Origin of the sequence: Nonomuraea pusilla (assembly GCF_900109355.1) — a bacterium.
Taxonomy (GTDB): domain Bacteria; phylum Actinomycetota; class Actinomycetes; order Streptosporangiales; family Streptosporangiaceae; genus Nonomuraea; species Nonomuraea pusilla.
In genome coordinates, this window is sequence record NZ_FOBF01000008.1 from 224,479 (window position 1) to 240,318 (window position 15,840).

16 protein-coding genes are annotated in these 15,840 nt (G+C 73.5%); 6 read left to right on the forward strand and 10 right to left on the reverse strand.

Annotation, left to right across the window (positions count from 1 at the left end; translation table 11 throughout):
* Window positions 1-116 precede the first annotated feature (116 nt).
* From mshC to BMX74_RS19115, 5 genes are read right to left on the reverse strand one after another with little or no spacing between them, the layout of a single operon-like run.
* Window positions 117-1,340, reverse strand: a complete 1,224-nt coding sequence (mshC, locus tag BMX74_RS19095) for a cysteine--1-D-myo-inosityl 2-amino-2-deoxy-alpha-D-glucopyranoside ligase (protein ID WP_091101870.1) — start codon at window positions 1,338-1,340, stop codon at window positions 117-119.
* Window positions 1,341-1,349: 9 nt separating this feature from the next.
* Entirely contained in the window at window positions 1,350-2,000 is a 651-nt protein-coding gene (locus BMX74_RS19100) for an NRDE family protein (protein ID WP_055501003.1), read from the reverse strand.
* Window positions 2,001-2,023: 23 nt separating this feature from the next.
* A complete protein-coding gene (locus BMX74_RS19105) occupies window positions 2,024-2,788 on the reverse strand; it encodes an SCO1664 family protein (protein WP_055501002.1) in 765 nt (254 codons plus the stop codon).
* Window positions 2,785-3,333 carry a DUF3090 domain-containing protein gene (locus BMX74_RS19110; RefSeq protein ID WP_055501001.1) on the reverse strand — a complete coding sequence of 183 codons (549 nt, stop codon included), beginning with the start codon at window positions 3,331-3,333 and terminating at the stop codon, window positions 2,785-2,787. The genes BMX74_RS19105 and BMX74_RS19110 overlap by 4 nt, the downstream gene beginning before the upstream one ends.
* Window positions 3,334-3,342: 9 nt before the next feature.
* Complete coding sequence (locus tag BMX74_RS19115; RefSeq protein ID WP_055501000.1) at window positions 3,343-4,029, reverse strand: histidine phosphatase family protein; 687 nt, start codon at window positions 4,027-4,029, stop codon at window positions 3,343-3,345.
* A 64-nt stretch (window positions 4,030-4,093) separates the two neighbouring features.
* On the opposite strand from BMX74_RS19115, the gene BMX74_RS19120 reads away from it, so the two are divergent.
* Together BMX74_RS19120 and BMX74_RS19125 are read left to right on the forward strand one after the other, a co-directional pair.
* A complete protein-coding gene (locus BMX74_RS19120) occupies window positions 4,094-5,041 on the forward strand; it encodes an aldo/keto reductase (protein ID WP_091101872.1) in 948 nt (315 codons plus the stop codon).
* Window positions 5,042-5,165: 124 nt separating this feature from the next.
* Window positions 5,166-6,074, forward strand: a complete 909-nt coding sequence (locus BMX74_RS19125; protein ID WP_143078695.1) for a hypothetical protein — start codon at window positions 5,166-5,168, stop codon at window positions 6,072-6,074.
* 89 nt (window positions 6,075-6,163) lie between these two features.
* Here BMX74_RS19125 and fabI read toward each other — a convergent pair whose 3' ends face one another.
* Both fabI and fabG read right to left on the reverse strand, forming a co-directional pair.
* Window positions 6,164-6,928 (reverse strand): enoyl-ACP reductase FabI, encoded by a 765-nt coding sequence (fabI, locus tag BMX74_RS19130; RefSeq protein ID WP_091101876.1) that lies wholly within the window; start codon window positions 6,926-6,928, stop codon window positions 6,164-6,166.
* A 1-nt stretch (window position 6,929) separates the two neighbouring features.
* The gene (gene fabG, locus BMX74_RS19135; RefSeq protein ID WP_055500996.1) at window positions 6,930-7,625 is read right to left on the reverse strand and encodes a 3-oxoacyl-ACP reductase FabG; all 696 of its coding nucleotides are present in this window, start codon (window positions 7,623-7,625) and stop codon (window positions 6,930-6,932) included.
* 77 nt (window positions 7,626-7,702) lie between these two features.
* Between fabG and BMX74_RS19140 the strand changes: the two genes are divergently transcribed.
* Both BMX74_RS19140 and BMX74_RS19145 read left to right on the forward strand, forming a co-directional pair.
* On the forward strand, window positions 7,703-9,196 hold the full coding sequence (locus tag BMX74_RS19140; RefSeq protein WP_091101879.1) for a TldD/PmbA family protein: 1,494 nt from the start codon (window positions 7,703-7,705) through the stop codon (window positions 9,194-9,196).
* A 20-nt stretch (window positions 9,197-9,216) separates the two neighbouring features.
* A complete protein-coding gene (locus BMX74_RS19145; protein ID WP_055500994.1) occupies window positions 9,217-10,572 on the forward strand; it encodes a metallopeptidase TldD-related protein in 1,356 nt (451 codons plus the stop codon).
* Window positions 10,573-10,619: 47 nt separating this feature from the next.
* Here the strand turns inward: BMX74_RS19145 and BMX74_RS19150 are convergent, their stop codons facing one another.
* Window positions 10,620-10,835, reverse strand: a complete 216-nt coding sequence (locus BMX74_RS19150) for a dodecin (protein ID WP_055500993.1) — start codon at window positions 10,833-10,835, stop codon at window positions 10,620-10,622.
* Window positions 10,836-10,932: 97 nt separating this feature from the next.
* Here BMX74_RS19150 and BMX74_RS19155 point away from each other — a divergent pair, with 97 nt between their 5' ends.
* Window positions 10,933-11,247, forward strand: a complete 315-nt coding sequence (locus tag BMX74_RS19155) for a DUF3099 domain-containing protein (protein ID WP_055500992.1) — start codon at window positions 10,933-10,935, stop codon at window positions 11,245-11,247.
* A 314-nt stretch (window positions 11,248-11,561) separates the two neighbouring features.
* Here the strand turns inward: BMX74_RS19155 and BMX74_RS19160 are convergent, their stop codons facing one another.
* Together BMX74_RS19160 and moaA are read right to left on the reverse strand one after the other, a co-directional pair.
* Window positions 11,562-12,398, reverse strand: a complete 837-nt coding sequence (locus BMX74_RS19160; RefSeq protein WP_055500991.1) for an NTP transferase domain-containing protein — start codon at window positions 12,396-12,398, stop codon at window positions 11,562-11,564.
* A 35-nt stretch (window positions 12,399-12,433) separates the two neighbouring features.
* Window positions 12,434-13,423 carry a GTP 3',8-cyclase MoaA gene (gene moaA / locus BMX74_RS19165; protein WP_091101880.1) on the reverse strand — a complete coding sequence of 330 codons (990 nt, stop codon included), beginning with the start codon at window positions 13,421-13,423 and terminating at the stop codon, window positions 12,434-12,436.
* Window positions 13,424-13,661: 238 nt separating this feature from the next.
* Between moaA and BMX74_RS19170 the strand changes: the two genes are divergently transcribed.
* A complete protein-coding gene (locus tag BMX74_RS19170) occupies window positions 13,662-15,659 on the forward strand; it encodes a serine/threonine-protein kinase (protein WP_177227425.1) in 1,998 nt (665 codons plus the stop codon).
* The last annotated feature ends 181 nt before the right edge of the window (window positions 15,660-15,840 follow it).

Consider the following 15,840-nt stretch of genomic DNA (forward strand, 5'->3'; position numbering starts at 1 on the left):
TGACCCGGCACCTGGCCCCGGCACCTGGCCTCGCGCCTGACCCGGCGCCTGACCCGGGCGCCTTTCCGGCCGCCAGGGTCAGCCGACGGCCGGAGAGGCAGGGGCAGGGGCAGGGGTCAGAGGGCGATGCCGAGGAGGGCCTCCGTGAGGTCGCGGACCAGGCCGGGGGCCCCGGCGTCGGAGCCGCCGCCCGCCAGCGCCGCCTCGGCCCAGGCGTCGACGGCCGCGAGGGCGCCCGGCGCGTCGAGGTCGTCGGCCAGCCGGGTGCGCACCGCGGCCAGCGTCTCCTCCGCGGGCGGGCCCGCGGGCAGCGCGACGGCGGCCCGCCAGCGCTCCAGCCGCCGCCCGGCCTCCACGACCATCTCGGGGAGGTACTCCCAGTCGGCCCGGTAGTGGTGGGCGAGCAGCACCAGCCGCACCGCCATCGGGTCGTGCTCCTTGCGCAGCTTCGAGACGAACACGAGGTTGCCCCGGGACTTCGACATCTTCTCGCCGTCGAGCGCCACCATCCCGGCGTGCGTGTAGAACCTGGCGAACGGCCACTCCCCCGTCGCCGCGTGCCCCTCGGAGGCGCCGCACTCGTGGTGCGGGAAGATCAGGTCGCTGCCGCCGCCCGCCACGTCGAAGCCGGGGCCGAGACAGTCGAGGGCGATCGCGGTGCACTCGACGTGCCAGCCGGGGCGCCCCCTGCCCAGCGGGGAGTCCCAGGCCGGCTCGCCGGGCCGCTCGGCCCGCCACAGCAGCCAGTCGAGCGGGTCGCGCTTGCCCGGCCGGTCCGGGTCGCCACCGCGCTCGGCGAACAGCTCCAGCATCTCCTGCTCGCCGTACCCCGACACCTGGCCGAACTTGGGGGCGTCGGCGACGGCGAAGTACACGTCGCCGTCGAGCTCGTACGTGACGCCCTTGGCGGCGAGCCTTTCGATCAGCCCGGCGACCCGGCCGACCACGTCGGTGACGGCCACGTAGTCGCGGGGCGGCAGGATGCGCAGGGCCTCCATGTCGGTGCGGAACAGCTCGATCTCGCGCTCGGCCAGGTCGCGCCAGTCGATGCCGGTGGCCTCGGCCCGCTCCAGGAGCGGGTCGTCGACGTCGGTGGCGTTCTGCGTGTAGTGGACGTCGTGGCCGCCGTCGCGCCAGACCCGCCCGACCAGGTCGAAGGCGAGGTAGGTGTTGGCGTGGCCGAGGTGGGTGGCGTCGTAGGGGGTGATGCCGCAGACGTACATCCTGGCGGTGGGACCGGGGTCGGTCTGCCGCACCTGCCTGGCCGCCGTGTCGTAGAGCCGCAGCGGGATGCTCTCACCGGGGAGCTTGGGAACATTCGGGGCAGACCACGATCTCATGCCTTGAGCCTATCTGTCACGATCAGCGGTGAGGTCGGTGAGCTGGTACGTCGCGCTCTCGTCCGCGAGCGTGACGCGCATGACCGACAGGGAGGCGAAGACCCGCCCGTCGGGCAGCTCGCGCCGGACGAGCAGCGCGGCCGGGTCGCCGGAGTGCTCGCCCTCGGGCAGGGCGTCCCAGCCGGCCGCGGCGGCGAAGCGCGGCAGGTGGGCCTGGACGCGCGGGTGGGCGGGGTCGAGACCCGAGTTGACGACCATGCTGGTGCCGTCGGGCAGCGCGGTGGCGGCCAGGCGTTCGCCGTCCCAGGTGTGCAGGCGGGCCCCGGACGGCCCGGCCAGCACGAGGTGGAACGGGTCGTACCGGGTCAGGTCGACGTCTGGGAAGGTTCCCGCGGCGACGGCGCGCAGCGCCAGGTCGCCCCTGGAGCGCCTGACGGCCTCGGGCGCGGCGGCGCCGTACGCGTTGAGCAGGGCGGCGGCGCGCCGGGCGGCCGGGAGGACGGCCAGCCAGGTGCCGCCCGCCTTCAGGTCGCGCCCGCCGATCACGCCGGGGTACTCGGGCCAGTGCTCCCCCGCCCCTTCCCAGGGGCGGTCGGTGATCTCATCGCGTACGCCCAGGAGGGTGAGCGGCGGCCCCGTTCTGACGACCAGCGTGCACATGGGGCACAGCGTAGTAAACGCCCTCAGATGGGCGGCCAGGGGATGGCGGGCCAGCCTTCCGACGGGTACGGGTGCACCCCGGTGTCGAGCAGCCGCCTGACCCGCTTCCAGGTGGCCTGGACCTCCTCCTCCGTCAGCAGCTCGCGCAGCCTGCGGCCGAGGTCGCCCGACTCGATGTCGCGCTCCAGCTTGGCCAGCACGGCGACCGCCTCGCGGGAGAGCGGCTTGCCGCGCCACTGCCACAGGACGGTGCGCAGTTTGTCCTCGACGGAGAAGCAGACGCCGTGGTCGACGCCGTAGACGTGCCCGGTGGGCAGCGGCAGCAGGTGGCCGCCCTTGCGGTCGGCGTTGTTCACGACCGCGTCGAAGACCGCCATCCTGCGCACCACGGGGTTGCGGCTCTTGACCAGGCGCATGAGGTCGATCTCGCGCTCGGTGTCGATCCACAGCTGGCACATGCCGGGGCCGAAGGGACCCTCGCGGTAGACGGTCGGCGGCACGATGCGCCAGCCGGTCGCCCGCGACACCTCGAACGCGGCGACCTCGCGGGCGGCGAGGGTGCCGTCGGGGAAGTCCCACAGCGGCCGCTCGCCGCGCACCGGCTTGTACACGCAGGCGACGCTGCGCGAGCCGAGCGTGACCGAGCAGTAGAGCGTCATGTTGGTGGCCTCGACCAGGCGGCCGGCCACCTCCAGCCGGCCGTCGCGCAGCAGCGCCAGCGCCTCCTCGTCGCCCATCATGGGCGTACGGGAGGGCTTGATGGCCGGTTCGCTCTCCGGAGCGGTCATGAAGCCGCCTCACCCCCGCGGTATCCGTTGAGACGTACGCACACGTGCCCTTCGGCGTCGAGCGGCTGGCCGCACAGCGGGCAGGGCGGGCGGCCCGCGGCGACGATCCGCAGCGCCCGCTGCGTGAACGCGCGCGCGGCACCCGGGCTGATGCGCACGCGCAGCACGGCCGGGTCGGGCGCGCCGACGTCGTCCTCGTCCACGATCTCCTGCGCCTCGATCACCACCTGCGACCGCTCGGAGTCCCAGGCGAGGGCCATGGTGCCGACCCTGAAGTCCTCCGAGACGGGTGTGTCGAGGGGGGCGTCGTCGGCCAGGCCGGTGGGGGCGACGGCGGGCACGTGGGCGGTGCCCCCGCTCAGCCTGAGCACCTCGTCGAGCAACTCGTCGAGCCTGCCCGCGAGCGCCGCGACCTGAAGCTTCTCCAGCGACACGGTGGTCAGTCTGCCCTCGCCCCTGGCCTGCAGAAAGAAGACCCGCGCACCGGGCTGCCCCAGAGCACCGGCGACGAATCTCTCTGGTGGGTCGTAGTCGAAGACCGGCATAGCCTGACCTTACGTGGTCCCGGGTCCGCCGCCGACGGCGGCATCGCTCCCGGTGAGGTTTTCTCCCCCGTCTTTCTCCTCCGAATCCTTCGGGAGCCGCAATTCCCCCATATCGTTAAGTTTGAGAAGAAAAGGACGCAAGCGGGCATAGCGAATCACGGTGACGGCGGCCGGATCAGCAGTTATGCGCTGAAACTGATCGAGGTGCAGCCCCAGGGCGTCGGCCACGATGGCCTTGATCACATCGCCGTGACTGCAGACCAGGTAGACACCCTTCTCCCCGAGGCGGCGATTCCACTCCCGCACGGCCGCCACCGCCCGGTGCTGCACCTCGGCCAGCGACTCCCCTCCCGGGAACGTCACCGCGCTCGGGTGCGCCTGCACCACCGGCCAGAGAGGGTCCTCGGCCAGCTCCTTCAGCGGGCGGCCGGTCCACGCGCCGTACCCGCACTCGACGAAGCGCTCGTCCGTCACCAGCTCCAGCCCCCGCTGCCAGACCAGCGGCCCCGCGGTCTCCCTGCAGCGTTCCAGCGGGCTGGACACCACGGCGTCGAGCCTGACGCCCGCCAGCCGGACGGCCAGGGCCTCCGCCTGCGCCCTGCCCTCCTCGGTCAGATGGACTCCCGGCGTGCGCCCGGCGAGCACCGGGCCGGTGAGGCGGGTGAGCCCGTGCCGGGCGAGAAGCAGCGTGGTCACCCAGCAAGTGTCGCAGCCGTGTATCACGGCTTTCGCGCCACCCGGGCGGTAACCTGGCGGGACCATGCAGCAGCGCTTTGTCGGCCACAGCGGCCTTTCGGTCTCCCGCCTGGGGCTGGGCACCATGACGTGGGGGCGTGACACCGACGCGGACGACGCCGCCGCGCAGCTCAGGACGTTCATGGAGGCCGGCGGCACCCTCGTCGACACCGCCGACGTCTACACCGGCGGCGACTCCGAGCGCCTGCTCGGCCGCATGCTGCGCGACGCGGCGCTGCGGGCCGAGCTGGTCGTCTCCACCAAGGCCGTCGTCACCCCCGCCGGGCGGCGCCCGCGCGACGCCTCCCGACGCCACCTGATCGCCGCCGTCGACGAGTCGCTCAACCGGCTCGGCCTCGACTACGTCGACCTGTGGCAGCTCCACACGTACGACGACGAGGTGCCGCTGGAGGAGACCCTGGCCGCGCTCGACGCGATCGTCTCCTCGGGCCGCGCCGTCTACGCCGGGGTGTGCGACTACGCCGGCTGGCAGCTCGCCGCCGCCGCGGTCACGCAGCGGACGATCCCGGGCCGCATCCCGATCACCTCGGCCCAGGTGGAGTACTCCCTGCTGGCCCGCGAGCCCGAGCGCGAGCTGCTGCCCGCCGCCGCGCACCTCGGGGTGGGGGTGCTCGCCTGGTCGCCGCTCGGCCGGGGCGTGCTCACCGGCAAGTACCGCACGGGCGTCCCCTCCGACTCCCGGGCCGCCACGCCGCACTTCGCCGACTTCGTCCGCCCCTACCTCGACGAGCGCTCCCGCCGGGTGGTGGAGTCGGTCGTCACCGCGGCCGACGGGCTCGGCGTCTCGCCGGTGGCCGTGGCGCTGTCGTGGGTGCGCGACCAGCCGGGGGTGGCCTCGGCCATCATGGGCGCCCGCACCCACGCGCAGCTCGCGGCGGCGCTGCCGGCCGAGGACGTCGAGCTGCCGATCGAGATCCGCGAGGCGCTCGACGACGTGTCGTCGCCCGACTGACCGAACGAGAGACTGTCTCGCGTATCACTAGTCGATACCGAATCGAGACTTTACCGGGAAAACACCTGCGTCTGACGGCGATGTCCATAAAGATTTCCTCCGTAAGCAACGCAGGAGGGGACGGATGGGGAGCAGAACCGCGATCTCGGCTGGAGTTCTCGCGGTGGCGCTGGCGGCGATCCCCGCGGCCGCGCCGCCCGCGTCCGCGTCGGCACAGGACTGCTCGCGCGACGGGGGTCTGCTCTCGGGGGTGACCAACACCCTCTGCAACGTCGTCGACACCCTCACCGACACCGTCGACGGCCTGACCGGCGGCGCCACGGAACCCGTGACGAAGGGCCTCGGCCAGACCACCGACGGCGTGCTCGGCACCGTCGGCGAGGCGCTGCCGACGTCCAAGCCCACCAGCTCGGGCACCGGCGGCTCCACGCCGAAGCCGTCGTCGGAGCCCAAGGCGTCGTCCGAGCCGAAGGGCGAGCCCTCCCCCACGAAGGACGGCCAGGAACGCGAGGGCGGCGGCCTGTGCCTGCCGGTGCTGTCGTGCGACGGCGAGGGCGTGCTCGGCAGCCTCACCCCGCGCCCCACCCCCGACGCTCGGGCGACGCAGACGCCGCGGCCCCGCGACGACAGGCGCGACGACGGCCGTGACGCCGACGAGTCGGCCGTGCTGCCCACCGAGCCCGTCAGGCCCACGCCCCTGCCGCCCGCCGGCGAGCCGCAGACCGTGCCCTCCACCCGCCAGGAGGTCACCGGCGAGAAGCGGCCCGCCGACCGCGGCGAACCGCAGGTGGACCTGCTGTGGCCCAACCCGTTCGCGCACGAGCTGACCGTGCCGATGCAGAACGAGCGCGCGGTGCGGCCCAGCCCGCCCGCCTCCGACGTGCTGGGCACCGTCCTGACCATCGTGCTGCTCGGCTCGGCCGTGCTGGCCACGCGCATCGTGCAGCAGCGCCGGCACCGGCTGGAGCCGCCGGAGACCATCCCGTTCGAGCCCGCCCCGGCGGGCAGCGGCGGCCGCCACCGCCTCGCCTGACCGTCGCGGCCTCCCGTCCACCCGCTCTCCCCGCAGACGACGGCGGGCCGCCCCCGTGGGGAGCGGCCCGCCGGCGAGACAGGTGCGCGTCAGGAGCCGATGGCGTGCACGCCTCCGTCGACGTGGACGATGTCGCCCGTCGTGGCGGGGAACCAGTCGGACAGCAGCGCCACGCACGCCTTCGCGGCCGGCTCGGTGTCGGACAGGTCCCAGCCCAGCGGCGCCTTGCCCGGCCAGGCCTCCTCGAACTCCTGGAAGCCGGGGATCGACTTGGCGGCCATCGTGCGCAGCGGGCCCGCCGCGACGAGGTTGACCCGGATGTTGTGCTTGCCGAGGTCGCGCGCCAGGTAGCGGTTGCACGACTCGAGGCCCGCCTTGGCCACGCCCATCCAGTCGTAGACCGGCCACGCCTTGGTGGCGTCGAAGTCGAGGCCGACGACCGCGCCGCCCTCCTTCATCAGCGGCAGGCACGCCACGGCCAGCGACTTGTACGAGTACGTGGACACGTGCAGCGCCGTGGAGACGTCCTCCCACGCCGTGTTGAGGAAGTTGCCGCCGAGCGCGGTCTGCGGCGCGAAGCCGATGGCGTGGACGACGCCGTCGAGGCCGTCGACGTGCTCGCCGACCCGGTCGGCGAGCGTCTCCAGGTGCTCGGTGTTCTGGACGTCCAGCTCGATGACCGGCGGCGGCTCGGGCAGCCGCTTGGCGATGCGCTCGACCAGGCTGAGCCGGCCGTAGCCGGTGAGCACCACGGTGGCGCCCTCCTCCTGGGCCAGCCTGGCCACCGAGAACGCGATGGAGGCGTTGGTGAGCACGCCCGTCACGAGGATGCGCTTGCCCTGCAGGATTCCCACGTCAGTGCCCCATTCCGAGTCCGCCGTCGACCGGGATCACGGCCCCGGTGATGTAGGAGGCGTCGTCGCTCGCGAGGAAGCGGACGACGCGCGCGACCTCCTGGGGGGACGCCTGCCGCCCCAGGGGGATGTTCTTGACGATGGCCTCGGTGTCGAGGTCGGCCGTCATGTCGGTGGCGACGAAGCCGGGCGCCACCACGTTCACCGTGATGCCGCGCGAGCCGTACTCGCGGGCCAGCGAGCGGGCGAACCCGATGAGGCCCGCCTTGGAGGCGGCGTAGTTGGCCTGGCCCGCCTGGCCGAGCATCGCGATGACCGACGAGATGAGGACGATGCGGCCGCGCTTGAGCCTCATCATGGGCCTGATGGCGCGCTTGGCCACGCGGTAGGCGCCGGTGAGGTTGGCGTCGACGACCTCGGTGAAGGTCTCTTCCTTCATCATCGCCAGCAGGGTGTCCTTGGTGATGCCGGCGTTGGAGACGACGACCTCGACGGGGCCCTGCTCGGCCTCCACCTTGTCGAACGCGGCCTCGACGTCGGCGGTGCTGGTGACGTCGCAGCGCACGCCGAACAGGCCCTCCGGCGGCTCCCCCGATCGGTAGGTGACCGCGACGGCGTCGCCTGCCGCGGCGAGTTCACGGGCGATCGCGAGGCCGATGCCGCGATTGCCCCCGGTGACGAGTACAGAGCGTGCCATGAGACACGACGCTATCCCCTACCGGCCGGTATCCGGTTGTCCGGGTGAGACAAGATCGCGGCGTTAGGATCGTGGACATGCGCCAGATCGACCCCGATTTCCTGCAGCTGCCGCTCAGGCGGCTCGCGGACGCCGCACTCCAACGCGCTCGCGACCTCGGCGCCGAGCACGCGGACTTCCGCCTCGAACGTGTCCGCGCCGAGACGCTCAGCCTCTACGACGCCCGGCTCGAAGGCGCCATGGACGCCGACGACCTCGGCTACGCCGTCCGTGTCGTCAAGGGCGGCACGTGGGGGTTCGCCTCCGGCGTCGTCCTGACCCCCGAGGCCGCCGCGCGTGTCGCCGAGCAGGCGGTGCGGGTGGCGGAGGTGAGCGCCCCCATCAACAGGGAGCCGATCGAGCTGGCACCCGAGCCGGTGCACGCCGAGGCCGTGTGGGTGTCCGACTACGACGTCGACCCGTTCGAGGTGCCCGCCGCCGAGAAGGTGACCCTCCTCGCCGAGTGGTCGGCCGGGCTGCTGAAGGGCGCCGACCACGTCTCGGCCCGGCTGCTCCAGGTCAAGGAGCAGAAGTTCTACGCCGACACGGCGGGCACGGTGACCACGCAGCAGCGGGTGCGCGTGCACCCGAGCCTGAACGCGATGAAGGCGCAGGACGGCGGCTTCGACGACATGTCCACGCTGGCGCCGCCGGTCGGCCGGGGCTACGAGTACCTGACGGGCACGGGCTGGGACTGGGCGGCCGAGCTGGCCCAGCTGCTCGAGCTGCTGGCGGAGAAGCTGGCGGCGCCGTCGGTCGAGGCGGGCGACTACGACCTGGTGGTCGACCCGTCGAACCTGTGGCTGACGATCCACGAGTCCGTCGGCCACGCCACCGAGCTCGACCGCGCGCTCGGCTACGAGGCCGCGTACGCGGGCACCAGCTTCGCCACCTTCGACCAGCTCGGCGAGCTCGTGTACGGCTCGCCCCTGATGAACGTCACCGGCGACAGGACGGTCAGGCACGGCCTGGCCACGGTCGGGTTCGACGACGAGGGCGTCGAGGGGCAGAGCTTCGACATCGTCCGCGACGGCGTGCTGGTCGGCTACCAGCTCGACAGGCGGATGGCGCTGATGAAGGGGTTCGGCCGGTCGAACGGCTGCGCCTTCGCCGACTCCCCCGGCCACATGCCGATCCAGCGGATGGCGAACGTGTCGCTGGCGCCCGCGCCCGGCGGGCCGTCCACCGAGGAGCTGATCGCGGGGGTCGAGCGCGGCCTCTACATCGTCGGCGACAAGAGCTGGTCGATCGACATGCAGCGCTACAACTTCCAGTTCACCGGCCAGCGGGCCTACCGCATCACCGGCGGCAGGCTCGACGGCCAGGTCAGGGACTTCGCCTACCAGGCGACGACCACGGACTTCTGGCAGTCCATGGAGGCCGTCGGCGGGCCGGGGACGTACGTGCTGGGCGGCGCGTTCAACTGCGGCAAGGGCCAGCCCGGCCAGGTCGCGCCGGTCAGCCACGGCTGCCCGTCCGCCCTGTTCAGGGGCGTCAGGATCCTCAACACCGTGCAGGAGGGCGGCAAGTGAGCGAGCACAGTCCTCAGGAGATGGTGGAGAAGGCCCTGGGTCTCTCCACGGCCGACAGGTGCGTCGTGCTGGCGGACGAGCGGTCCACGGCCAACCTGCGCTTCGCGGCCAACACGCTGACGACGAACGGCGTGGCCCGTTCCTCCAGACTCACGGTGATCTCGATCTCGGGCCGGGGCGTGGGCGTGGTGTCGCGCGCGGCCGTGCGTCCCGAGCAGCTCGCCGGCGTGGTGGAGGCCGCCGACCGGGCGTCCAGGGAGGCCCAGCCGGCCGAGGACGCCCGCGAGCTGGTCGAGGGCGTGCCGCCGTCGCCGCACTGGGACGAGCCGGTGCGGCCCACCGACATCGACGTGTTCGCGGCGTTCGCGCCCGCGCTCGGTGAGACGTTCGCCGCGGCCCAGGCCGGCGGCAGGAAGCTGTACGGTTTCGCCGAGCACCGGCTGACCTCGACGTTCCTCGGCACCTCGACGGGCCTGCGGCTGCGCCACGACCAGCCCACCGGCCGCCTGGAGCTGAACGCCAAGTCGGGCGACCTGAAGCGCTCGGCCTGGACCGGCGTGTCCACGCGCGACTTCACGGACGTGGACGTGGCCGCGCTCGACTCGTCGCTGGCGCAGCGGCTGGAGTGGGCCAAGAACCGCATCGACCTCCCCGCGGGCCGGTACGAGACCCTGCTGCCCCCGAGCGCCGTGGCCGACCTGATGATCTACCTGTTCTGGTCGGCGGGCGCCAGGGACGCGCTCGACGGCCGCTCGGTGTTCTCCGGGCCGGGCGGCGGCACGCGCGTCGGCGAGCAGCTCGCCACGCTGCCCCTGACCCTGTCGAGCGACCCGGCCGCCGAGGGGCTGGAGTGCGCGCCGTTCGTCATGGCGCACGCGTCGAGCAGGGAGAGCTCCGTCTTCGACAACGGGCTGCCGCTGGCGAGGACCGACTGGATCAGGGACGGCAGACTGGAGGCGCTGCTCCAGACCCGCTACTCGGCCGAGCTGAGCGGCCTGGCCGTCACCCCGGCCGTCGACAACCTCGTCATGGGCGGCCCCGAGGGCGGCCGGTCGCTGGAGGAGATGATCGCCTCCACCGAGCGCGGCCTGCTGCTCACCTGCCTGTGGTACATCCGCGAGGTCGACCCGCAGACGCTGCTCGTCACCGGGCTCACCAGGGACGGCGTCTACCTCGTCGAGCACGGCGAGGTCGTGGGCGAGGTGAACAACTTCCGCTTCAACGAGAGCCCCGTGGACCTGCTGGGCCGCGTCACGGAGGCGGGCGCCTCCGAGCGGACGCTGCCGCGCGAGTGGAACGACTACTTCCAGCGCACGGCCATGCCCCCGCTGCGGGTGCCGGACTTCAACATGTCCACGGTCAGCCAGGCGAGCTGACCCTCCGCCGTCCGCGGGCCGCGCGCCCGCGGACGGCTCCCGGGGCGCTAGGAGGCGTCCTCCAGGCGGAAGCCCACCTTCATGCCCACCTGGTAGTGGGCGATCTCCCCGTCGTCGAGGTGGCCGCGGATCTCCGTCACCTCGAACCAGTCCAGGTGGCGCAGCGTCTCGGCGGCCCGTCTGAGGCCGTTGCGTATGGCTTCGTCGAGGCTCTCCCCCGACGTGCCGACTATCTCGGTGACCCGGTACGTACGATCCGTCATGTCGCTGTCCTTACCCTGAGGCCACGGTCGCATGACCCCCTTCCCCGGCCGGGGGCCGTGTCCTGACCTGGCCCCTCCGAGGTCTAACGTGGGAGTCATGAAGTGGGGGCGCAGGAAGCGGGACGTCCACCAGGTCACGGACGCGCGACCGTCGCTCACGTCGGACATCCACCGGCGCGAGATCAGTTACCTGATCAAGATGGGCATCCGTACGCTCTGCCTGATCCTGGCCGTGGCGGTGCCCGTGCCGTGGCCGTACCGGCTGCTGTTCATCGCGGCTGCCGTCTTTTTGCCATACATAGCCGTTATCGGGGCCAATGAGAGGGGGAAGGGCACCCCGCCTCCTACCTTTCAGAGCCCTGAGGCTAACCAAACCGAGATACCGCTGCATCGACGCGAGATCGGGTCGTGACTAAGTCTTGACGCATCCCACGGGTTGTAGGTGTACGCTTTAGCCAAGCGCTCCGGTCCCCCGTCGGAGCGCTGGTGCCGGCGTTCCGGGCCCCCGTCGGAACGCCGATGACGCGGCGCCGGGTGGTTTGCCCCCGTAACCACCCGGCGTCGCCTTTTTTCAGGGCAAACACCGATCATGATGATCGTTTTCATGCTGCCCGCGACCGTTCGATAGGGCCGCTTTCCCGAAATCGTTGACGAGGCGGAGATCCGAACTTTTCTCAGGAAATCCCCAGGATCCCCGCCTCTTGACAACGCGAGTTCGCCTGAGTGTCAGCTGTCGGTCAAGGTCTGGGCGGTGGCCTCGCCCCAGTTCCTGGCCAGCTCGGTCAGCCGGGCCGCCGCCTCGCCTGGCGCCGCGCCCGCGCCCTGCGCCAGGCCCAGCAGGTAGGCCGTCAGCGGCGCGGCCGGCCTGGCCACACCGTGGGCGACCTCCTTCGTCAGGTCGAGGATCAGGTCACGGTCGACGTCGGCGGGGTCGATGCCCAGCTCCTTGCACGCCAGGGCGGTCCACTCGTTCAGCACGTTCATGCGAGCCTCCTTCAGGTCGTCCATTGTGTCGCAGTCGAACCAGGGGCGGCCCGGGAGGGAGAGGCGCGTGCCGACGAGGGGGGCGAGCAGGCCCTTCAGCGAGCGGCCCGCGTAGCCGGCCAGGGCCGCCCTGAGCGGCGCGGACGGCCAGACGCCGAGCAGCCACTGCTCGTGCCCGCCCTCGTCCACGGCCACCACCCCGCGCCCGGCGGCGGCCTCGGCGGTGGCGGCGGCGAGGAGGGTCGCGACGTGGCGCGCGGTCAGCAGGGGCATGTCGCCGGCCAGCAGCGCCACCAGGGGCGCGCGCACCTCCGCCAGCCCGGCCGCGAGCGCCGGCACCGGGCCGCCGAACGGAGGGTCCTCGCGGACCGGCACCACGCCCGGCAGGCCCCGGTCCGGCCCCACCACGATCACCCTGCCCGCGTCCAGGACGGCCGCCACCGCGATCTCGGCGAGCGTCCTGCCTCCCACGGCCAGACCCGGCTTGTCGACGCCTCCGAGCCGCCTGGCGGCTCCGCCGGCGAGGATCACGGCGTCGAACGCCGCACCGCCAGACCCGCCGCCCGGTCGCGCTTCCATGGAGCAGACGCCCTCTCTCCCGTGCGGCGCGGAGGTCAGCCGCCGATGGCCGACATCGGCCGCGACGGCTGCAGGAAGGACGGGTCGTCGATGCCGTGACCCGCGCGCTTGCGCGCCACCGCGGCCCGCCACCGCTCGGCCAGCTCCTCGTCGGAGGCCCCCGCGCGCATCGCCGCCTTCAGGTCGGACTCCTCCGTGGCGAACAGGCAGTTGCGCACCTGGCCGTCGGCGGTGAGCCTGACCCGGTCGCAGGCGCCGCAGAACGGCCGCGTCACCGAGGCGATCACCCCGACCCTGGCCGGGCCGCCGTCGACGACGAACCGCTCGGCGGGCGCGCTGCCGCGCTCCTCCTGCTCGTCGGGGGCGAGGTCGAACGACTCGGACAGCAGGCCGAGGATCTCGTCGGCCGTGATCATGTTCTCGCGGCTCCAGCCGTGCTGCGCGTCGAGCGGCATCTGCTCGATGAAGCGCGCCTCGTAGCCGCGCTCCAGGCAGAACCTCAGCAGCGGCACCGCCTCGTGGTCGTTGAGCCCGCGCATCAGCACCGTGTTCACCTTGACCGGGCGCAGGCCCGCCTCGTGCGCGGCGGCGAGCCCCGCGAGGACGTCGGGCAGCCTGTCGCGGTGCGACAGCTTCCTGAACGTCTCGCGGTCGAGGGTGTCGAGCGACACGTTGACCCGGTCGAGCCCCGCCTCGGCCAGCGGCCCGGCCATCCGCTCCAGCCCGATGGCGTTGGTGGTGAGCGTCACCTGCGGGCGGGGGCTCAGCGCCGTGGTGCGGGCGACGATGTCGGTCAGCTCGCGCCGCAGCAGCGGCTCGCCGCCGGTGTAACGGATCTCGGTGACCCCGAGGAGCTCCACGGCGACGCGTACCAGCCTGACGATCTCGTCGGCGGTCAGCAGCTGGGCGCTCGGCAGCCAGTCGAGCCCCTCAGGCGGCATGCAATAGGCGCAGCGCAGATTGCACTTGTCCGTGAGGGACACCCGCAGATCGGTCGCCACCCGTCCGAACGAGTCTCGCAACACGGGGCGTCACCTCCAGTCCGTTCACCCGGTGGCCAGCCTACGACGCCTGCCCCGCCGCGCCCAAAACGCCCTGCCCCCGTGACAACGCCGCGCTCCCGAGATCGATTCCTGCGGCGCGCCGGCGTCCCCGCGTGTCGCCGCGGCGGGCAAAGCCAAGGTCGTTCCACAGGCGGACATGACAGCGCGTGACGTAGGTTTGACGCGGCGTCGCGGTCCGGACTCGGCGATGGGAGGGGCGGTGCGGGCAGGTCGGCTCATCGCGGGACGGTACCGGCTGCAGGAGCAGGTCGGGCGCGGCGGCAACGGCATGGTGTGGCGGGCGCTCGACGAGGAGCTCGGCCGGGTGGTCGCGGTCAAGCGCGCCCTGCCCGGCGACGACGCGCGGGCCGCGCTGCTGCGCCGCGAGGCCCGCATCCTCGCCAGGACGAACCACCCCAACGTCGTCACCCTCTACGACCTGGTCGCCGACGGCGGCGAATGGTGGCTCGCGATGGAGTACGTCCCCGCGCGCAGCCTCGCCGCGTACGGCAGGCTGCCGCCCGAGCAGGCGGCGGCCGTCGGCGCGCAGATCGCCCGCGCGCTGCGCGCCGTGCACGCCGCCGGGGTGCTGCACCGTGACGTCAAGCCGGGCAACGTCCTGCTGACCGAGGAGGGGAACGTCAAGCTCGGCGACTTCGGGGTGTCCAGGTCGCCCGACAGCGGGGGCACGCTGACCGGGGGCGGCGTCGTCATCGGCACGCCCGCGTTCGTGGCGCCCGAGGTGGCGCGCGGCCAGGGCTGCACGGCCGCCTCCGACGTGTTCTCGCTCGGCGCCACCCTCTACACCGCCATCGAGGGCGAGTCGCCGTACGGGCCGTCCCACCGGCCCGTGGTGCTGCTGTACCGCGCGTCCAAGGGGCAGATCGGGGTGCCGTCGCGGGCCGGGCGGCTCGCGCCCGTCCTGGCGGCGCTCATGCATCCCGACCCGGCGGCCAGGCCCACCGCCGCCCAGGCGGAGCGGATGCTGCTGGAGGCCGTCCACGCCGAGCTGCGGCCCTTCCCCGAGCCCCCGGCCGACCCGCTGCGGTGGCGGCGCCTGGCCATGGTGGCGGTCGGCGTCGCCGCCGCGGTGGCCGCCACCACCTGGGTCGTCGCCCGGGTGCACCGGCACCCGCCGCCGGCCGGCTTCCCCGCCGCCGTGGGCGATCCGCGTACCGCCGACCCGTGCGCGCTGGCCGGCCCCGGGCCGCTGTCGCGCTTCGGCCGGGCCGGCCTGGAACCGCGTCTCGGGGGCTTCAACCGCTGCGACGTCATCGTCCGCACGGGCGGCGCCGAGGTGGACGTACGGGTCGAACTGCTCGCGCCGCGCGCGTCACCGCACCGCGCGTCGCCCGGCGGCACGCTGAGCGTCATCAGACCGCCCGCGGACGGCGCGACCGCCTGCGCCCGCACGCTGCTCCTCACCGACGGCCACCGAGTACGGATCACGGCGAGCACGCCCGGGGACACCGAGGGACACGAGACCGGCCAGAACGGCGAACGGACCGGCGACCGGCGGGCGGAACGGGGCGGGGAGCGGCGTACCGCCGGAGACGGCACAGGCGACGGCCGCCAGGAAGCCGAGCCAGGTGGAGATCGGTCCGGCCACCGGAGTGCCGAGCGGGACTTCGAGCTCTGCGCCATGGCCGACGCCGCCGTCGACGCCGCCGTGGGCGCGCTGGCCCAGGGCGAACTCCAGCGCCGCGCGCCAGAACCGGGCTCGCTGGCCCAGGCCGACGCCTGCGCCCTGCTCCGCGCCGCCGACCTGGCCCGCTTCCCCGGCGCCGACACCCTGCACCCGGAGCGCGGGTTCGCGGGCTGGCAGTGCCGGTGGCCGAGCGTCACCAGGCGCGCGTCCCTGCTCGTCCGCTTCGACAGGGAGGAGCGGCTGACGGCCGCCCACGGCCGCAGAACCCCGCTCGCCGTGCCCGGCGCCGGGCGGGAGCCGGGGCGTACGGCCGGGCGGGAGCCGGGGCGTACGGCCGGGCGGGTGGGGGCGCGGGTGGCGTACGTGCGGGGCGAGGGCGACGCGTGCCTGGCGCGGGTGCCGCACCGGCGCACGCTCGACGGCGACGGGCGGCCGGTGGTGGAGCTGCTGACGGTCGCGGTCAGCGGCGAGGTGGGAGGGCTGGACCCGTCCGGCCGCCGCTGCCTGCTCGCCACCGCCCTGGCGGCCCCCGCCGCCGCCCGCCTCCCCGACCCCACCCCACGTCCATGACCCCACGCGCCCACACCGTGCCCACACCGTGCCCCGTCGCCGCCGAGAGCCTCGGCCGCACCCCCTCCTGGCCCCCGCCCCGGCTGCCCCGGACGCCTCCCGGCCGGGGCGGGCGCCGCTCACGAGGCGGAACGGCCCCTCCAGGAGGCGCGGACGACCAGGAGAGGCGACCTCCTCCCAG

Coding starts and splice junctions, on each gene's coding strand:
- BMX74_RS19140 (WP_091101879.1), top strand. CDS start 7,703: ATGCGCCAGATCGACCCCGATTTCCTGCAGCTGCCGCTCAGGCGGCTC.
- BMX74_RS19125 (WP_143078695.1), top strand. CDS start 5,166: ATGGGGAGCAGAACCGCGATCTCGGCTGGAGTTCTCGCGGTGGCGCTG.
- BMX74_RS19100 (WP_055501003.1), bottom strand. CDS start 2,000: ATGTGCACGCTGGTCGTCAGAACGGGGCCGCCGCTCACCCTCCTGGGC.
- BMX74_RS19120 (WP_091101872.1), top strand. CDS start 4,094: ATGCAGCAGCGCTTTGTCGGCCACAGCGGCCTTTCGGTCTCCCGCCTG.
- BMX74_RS19145 (WP_055500994.1), top strand. CDS start 9,217: ATGGTGGAGAAGGCCCTGGGTCTCTCCACGGCCGACAGGTGCGTCGTG.
- mshC (WP_091101870.1), bottom strand. CDS start 1,340: ATGAGATCGTGGTCTGCCCCGAATGTTCCCAAGCTCCCCGGTGAGAGC.
- fabG (WP_055500996.1), bottom strand. CDS start 7,625: ATGGCACGCTCTGTACTCGTCACCGGGGGCAATCGCGGCATCGGCCTC.
- BMX74_RS19160 (WP_055500991.1), bottom strand. CDS start 12,398: ATGGAAGCGCGACCGGGCGGCGGGTCTGGCGGTGCGGCGTTCGACGCC.
- BMX74_RS19110 (WP_055501001.1), bottom strand. CDS start 3,333: ATGCCGGTCTTCGACTACGACCCACCAGAGAGATTCGTCGCCGGTGCT.
- BMX74_RS19105 (WP_055501002.1), bottom strand. CDS start 2,788: ATGACCGCTCCGGAGAGCGAACCGGCCATCAAGCCCTCCCGTACGCCC.
- BMX74_RS19155 (WP_055500992.1), top strand. CDS start 10,933: ATGAAGTGGGGGCGCAGGAAGCGGGACGTCCACCAGGTCACGGACGCG.
- BMX74_RS19150 (WP_055500993.1), bottom strand. CDS start 10,835: ATGACGGATCGTACGTACCGGGTCACCGAGATAGTCGGCACGTCGGGG.